The following is a 5,802-nucleotide window of genomic DNA, read 5'->3' on the forward strand; positions in this document are numbered from 1 at the left end:
TGCGGGCGATCGTGCGACGAAAAGCCCGTGAACCGCGCCTTGCCCTGCTTCTTCGCCGTCTCCAGCGCCTTCATCATCTCCTGGACCTCGGCCTCGGTGTGTTGGCCGCTTCGCTCGTGCATCGTGATCCGCCACAGGTCCACGTACTCCAGTCCCGCTTCTTTCATCCCCTTGTCCAGCGTTCCGAGCAGGCCCTCGGCCGTGCGGCAACCCTTGTTGCGCAACTCGTTCTCGTACCACGAGCATCCCAGATACATCGCCTCGCGGCGGCCCTGGAGCGCCTTGCTATATGCCCGGACCTCTTCGATGGTACACGCGTCGATATAGTTCATTCCGACCTCGGTGCATCGGGTGACGAGGTCGTAGCGGTTCTTCTGAAAGTCCGGGTCTTTGAAGTCGCCGCCGAAAATGCCCTTGCCGGTATGGCCGATGGCCTTGTCGATCCGCTTCCAGTGCCCGCCCAGGCACACCGCCGAGATCCAGAGGCCGGTTTTCCCCAGCCGACGGTATTCCATCCCGGGATTGTAACTGCGCGTCTTGGCGACGTCGCTCGCGCCGGCCGCCTGGGCCTCATTCGGGCCGAGGGCGCCGATCCCCATGGCCAGCCCCCCCGCCGCTGCCGCCGAGGCGCTCGTCTGAAGAAAATCCCGCCGCGTCATTCGTCCGTCTGCCACCGTCCACCTCTCTTTCTCGTTCGCCGACCCCTGGGATTCGCCTTGCTCCGCCCCCCTCCGAAAGATGCCTCGCCCCTGAATGGGGCCTGCTCTTTCAACACCATTCCCGCGCCACAGACTCGCTGAATTCTACCCCTTTTCCGCCCCCGCGTCAAGCCAATCCACGCCAGGAGTTTCCCCCGCGCGCCGTGGCGGACCCCCGCCACATTTAGCCGCCCAGTTTACTGGGCGCGTATTGTGCCGTTCACGCCCCCCCGCGCGCCATGGCGGACCCCCGCCACGGCGCGGCGAGGAACGACACGCGCCTCGCCCCCAAAGGGGTCCAAAGGGAACAGGGACGCGGCGGGCGCATGGGGACAAACTAAGACCGAGGGCGTCCGGCATTTCGTTGCATCGCCCGGCCGGAACCGGTAGGCTGTGCACGCCTCGGCTGAGCGGCTTCGCCCGAAGACGATTGGAGACGCCATGCCCCGCACGCTTGCGACATTCTTGATCCTGGTCCTGGCGATGGCCTCGGCCGCCGCCGCGGCGCATCCCTGGCCGCCGGCGGACCTGCTGGCGTGGCGGGAACTGGCCCCCTTGCCCCCCGCACCGGGCCGCGACCTCCAGCCCGGCGTCGCCGGTCCGTTCGTCGGCGTCCATCGCGGCGTGCTGGTCGTGGCCGGCGGCGCGAACTTCCCCGACGCCCCGCCGTGGCAAGGCGGCCGGAAGGTCTGGCACGACGCGTATTTCGTCCTGGAGAACCGGGGCGACACCCCCCTGCGCTGGCGGACCCAGGACGACTTCCGGCTGCCGCGGCCGGCCGCGTACGGCGCCAGCGTCGGCACCGAACACGGCATCGTGCTGATCGGCGGCTGCGACGCCGAGCGGTGCTTCCGCGAGGTTTGGCTGGCCCGTTGGGACGGCTCGCGCCTCACGTTCGCGGCCCTGCCCGCCCTGCCCCGGCCGCTCGCCTTCATGGCGGCGGCGAAGGTCGGCGATGCCATCTTCGTGGCCGGCGGCCAGGAGACCCTGCAGGACGCCCGGGCCACGCGGAACGTCTGGCGGCTGAACCTGTCGCGCCTGGCTTCGGCCTCCGCAACGCCGCCGACCGGCTGGGGATGGGAGGAACTCGCCCCCTGGCCCGGCCCGCCGCGAATCCTGGCCGTGGCCGCCGGACAAAGCGACGGCGCCGCCGACGGCTTCTACCTCGCGAGCGGCCGCAACGTGGCGCCCGGAAAGCCGACCGAGGTGCTGACCGACGCCTATGCGTTCAAGCCGCGAACCGGCCGGTGGACCCGCCTGGGCGACGTGACGCCCGGCGGCGGGCCGCCGCAGTGCCTCATGGCTGCGCCCGCGATCGCCTCCGGCGCGAACCACATCCTGGTCTTCGGCGGGGACGACGGACGGCTCTTCCTGGAACTGGAGGACCTGGACCGCGCCATCGCCGCGGCCACCGCGGCCGGCGACGCCGCACGGGCCCAGACGCTCGGAGAAAAGAAGGTGCGGAGGCTCGAGACCTACCCCGGCTTCGGCCGGGACGTCCTCGCCTATCACACGATCACCGATACATGGACACGCTTCGGCACGTTCCCGGCCCCCTGTCCCGTGACGACGGCGGCCGTGCGGTGGGGCGGAGGCATCGTCATCCCGAGCGGCGAGGTGCGGCCGGGCGTGCGGACCGATAAGGCTTGGCGGGGCGAACCGCCGACGCTGGCGACGCCCTTCGGCGCAGTCAACTACGCCATCCTGGGCGTGTACATGGCGGCCCTGATGGCGATGGGCGTGTACCTGTCGGGCCGCGAGAAAACAACGGACGACTTCTTCAAAGCGGGCGGACGGGTGCCCTGGTGGGCCGCGGGCTTCAGCATCTTCGGGACGCAACTCTCGGCCATCACGTTCATGGCGATCCCGGCCAAGACGTTCGCGACCGACTGGCGGTACCTTTGGCTGAACGTGGCCATCGTGCTGATGGCCCCGGTCATCATCTACGCCCTCCTGCCGTTCTTCCGCCGGCTGAACGTGACGTCCGCGTACGAGTACCTGGAGCGGCGGTTCAACCTGCCGGCCCGGCTCATCGGGAGCGCCATGTTCACGATGCTCCACCTGGGGCGGATCGGGATCGTGTTGTTTCTGCCCTCGATCGCCCTGGGCGTCGTCACGGGCTTCGACGTGCGCGCCTGCATCCTGGTGATGGGCCTCGTGACCATCGCCTACACGGTGCTGGGCGGCATCGAGGCGGTCATCTGGACCGACGTCCTCCAGGTCTTCGTCCTCCTGGGCGGGGCGATCGCTTGCCTGGCGCTGATGGTGGTCGGCCTGCCGCAGGGCGCCGGCGGCCTGGTCGGCCTGGCCCACGAGGCCGGCAAACTCCACGCCTTCGACTTCCGCTTCGACCTGACGACGCCCACCTTCTGGGTCGTCCTGCTGGGCGGCCTGTCGGCCAACTTCATCTCGTACGGCAGCGACCAGGCGGTCCTCCAGCGATACCTGACCACGCGGGACGAGGCGTCGGCGGCCCGAGGCATCTGGACGAACGCCGTCCTCACGGTGCCGGCCACGCTCATCTTCTTCTCCCTCGGCACCGTCTTATATGTATTCTATTTGAAACAGCCGAATCTCCTGAACCCGACGCTCGAGGACGCCGACGCCATCTTCCCGTGGTACATCGTCACGCGCCTGCCGACGGGCATGCCGGGCCTCCTGATAGCCGGCGTGTTCGCGGCCGCGATGTCGACCCTGGACTCGAGCATGAACTCGGTCGCCACCGCCCTCACGACGGACTTCTACGGGCGGTTCCGGCCCGGCGCGCCCGACGCCCGGCGCCTGAAGGTGGCCCGCGTCCTGACGACGGTCGTCGGCCTGGCCGGCACGGCCTTCGCCCTCGTCATGGCGGGCTGGGAGATCAAGAGCCTGTGGGACCAGATGAGCCGGTTCATCGGCCTCTTTGCCGGAGGGCTGGGCGGCCTGTTCCTGCTGGGCATCTTCAGCCGCAGGGCGCACGGCGTCGGCGCGGTGGTCGGACTGGTCGCGAGCGGCTTCGTCCAGTACGCCGTCAGCCGATGGACGCCGCTCCACCTGCTCCTCTACACGGCCACGGGCGTCGGCTCCTCGGTGGTCATCGGATACCTGGCGAGCCTTGTGATTCCCGGCCGGCGGAAACCGCTGGAGGGCCTGACCCTTTACACGCTCCGCCGCCGCGGCGACTGACTACGGAGAATCGCCCATGGCCGAACGCATCGAAGGACTCCTCGCGGCATCGTTCACACCGATGACGGCAGACGGGGGCGTCAACCTCGACGCCGTCGCAGACTACGGGGCGCTGCTGGCGCGGAGCGGCGCAGTTGGGGCGTTCGTTTGCGGCACGACGGGCGAGGGCCTCTCGCTGACCGTCGCCGAGCGGATGCGCCTCGCGGAGCGATGGGCCGAGACCGCCCCCGACGGGTTCCGCCTCGTCATCCACGTCGGGCACACGAGCATCGAAGACGCACGGGCGCTGGCACGCCACGCCGCCGGGCTGGGGGTCTCGGCCATAGCCGCCATGGGCCCGTGCTTCTTCCGACCGCGGACGGTCGAGGACCTCGTGGTGTTCTGCGCCGGGGTGGCCGCCGCGGCCGCCAACCTCCCCTTCTACTACTATCACATTCCTGCCATGACGGGCGTCGCGATGCCGATGGTCGGGTTCCTGGAGGCGGCGGCCGACCGCATCCCGACCCTGGCCGGCATCAAGTACACATGGGAAGACCTGCACGACTTCGGCCTGGCCCGGGAGGCGGCGGGCGGGCGGTTCGACCTTCTCTACGGCCGCGACGAGTCGCTCCTGGCCGGCTTGGCGCTCGGGGCACGCGGGGCCGTCGGCAGTTCGTTCAACTTCGCGGCGCCCCTGTACGCCCGCCTCATCGAGGCGTTCGACTCGGGCGACCTTCCGGCGGCCCGCCGTCTTCAGGCGACCTCGCGCCGGATGATCCGCCTGCTGTACGAGTCGAGCGTATCGTATCTTCCGGCCGCCAAGGCGGTCATGAAGATGGTCGGCGTGGACTGCGGCCCGGTCCGCCCGCCGCTTCGGCCGCTGACGCCCGACGAGGCCGAGGCGGTGCGCCAGGGGCTGGACCGGCTGGGGTTCGACGCGTTCCGCAATCGCTGAGGCCGCGCGCCGTCACATTTAGCCGCGCGCCGTCACATTTAGCCGGCGGGCTTGCCCGCCGCGTATTGTGCCGTTCACCCGCGCGCCACATTTAGCCGCCCGCCGTCACATTTAGCCGGCGGGCTTGTCCCTGTCCATGTTGGACCCCTTCGGGGCCCGCCGCGTATTGTGCCGTTCACCCCCCGCCCCCGCGCGCGCCACATTTAGCCGGCGGGCTTGCCCGCCGCGTATTGTGCCGTTCACCCGCGCGCCACATTTAGCCGCCGCGCCGGGACGGGTCGAACGAGAGGCTCTCGACGAGGGAAAAACCGCCGGCCCCGGCACGGCTTGTGGCCGTGCCAGGGGGGCCGTGCCAGGGGGAAAATCCGAAAAAATCTTCCTCCGTAAGTCCTTTATTTACAAGCACTTACCCACCTTCCCCAATTTTCCGATTTGACTTTTCAGAAATCTGTGGTATATTACTCCTGGTTAGGGGTGCGGCAGCCGCACGGTGCGGCCTGAGGAGAAAAACGAAGGTCATGTCGGTAGCAGAGGCGAATGCACAAAAGGTTAATGGGCAGGTAGATGTTCATTTCCCAGGGTCTCGCCAAAGGCGGACCCGCAAAAGCCCCTCAGAGGGCGGAAGGAGCAGGAACATGAGAACGTTAGGACTGGCAGTAGCGTTGTTGGCGTGCGCGGTGTTGGGTCTGGCTGGCGGCGCGACCCCGGCAATGGGCGCCGATGCCACGTGGACTGGCTACGGGGACGGCGTGAATTGGAGCGACATGGCCAATTGGGAGAACATTGGCCACACCGGTTGGCAAACCGGCGATCCCAGGCCGGCTAACACCGCGATTAAACTGAACTTCGGCAGCGATGACACTTCCACCGTGAACATCGATGCCCAGGTCGCCCCCTGGGTCGGCACTAGTACCTCACGTCATTTGTATTTGTGGATACAATCGCTTGAGTATGATTCTGGCCGTGTCGGTCGTAAACTGCCAGTCCACCGATTTCTGGTCCGTG

General features: G+C 68.3%; 4 protein-coding genes. 3 read left to right on the forward strand and 1 reads right to left on the reverse strand.

The features are described 5' to 3' along the window. On the reverse strand, nt 1–674 hold a 674-nt coding region (locus tag NTX40_00555), incomplete at its 3' end, for an aldo/keto reductase (GenBank protein ID MCX5647583.1). Nucleotides 675–1,139: 465 nt separating this feature from the next. Between NTX40_00555 and NTX40_00560 the strand changes: the two genes are divergently transcribed. The 3 genes from NTX40_00560 to NTX40_00570 form a co-directional block, all read left to right on the forward strand. Next, complete coding sequence (locus tag NTX40_00560; protein MCX5647584.1) at nt 1,140–3,863, forward strand: sodium/solute symporter; 2,724 nt, start codon at nt 1,140–1,142, stop codon at nt 3,861–3,863. 16 nt (nt 3,864–3,879) lie between these two features. Beyond that, nucleotides 3,880–4,797 carry a dihydrodipicolinate synthase family protein gene (locus NTX40_00565; protein MCX5647585.1) on the forward strand — a complete coding sequence of 306 codons (918 nt, stop codon included), beginning with the start codon at nt 3,880–3,882 and terminating at the stop codon, nt 4,795–4,797. A gap of 635 nt (nt 4,798–5,432) precedes the next feature. Then, nucleotides 5,433–5,802: hypothetical protein (locus NTX40_00570; GenBank protein ID MCX5647586.1), on the forward strand; the 370-nt coding region annotated here is incomplete at its 3' end.

The organism is Planctomycetota bacterium, from assembly GCA_026387035.1.
Lineage (GTDB): Bacteria > Planctomycetota > Phycisphaerae > FEN-1346 > FEN-1346 > JAPLMM01.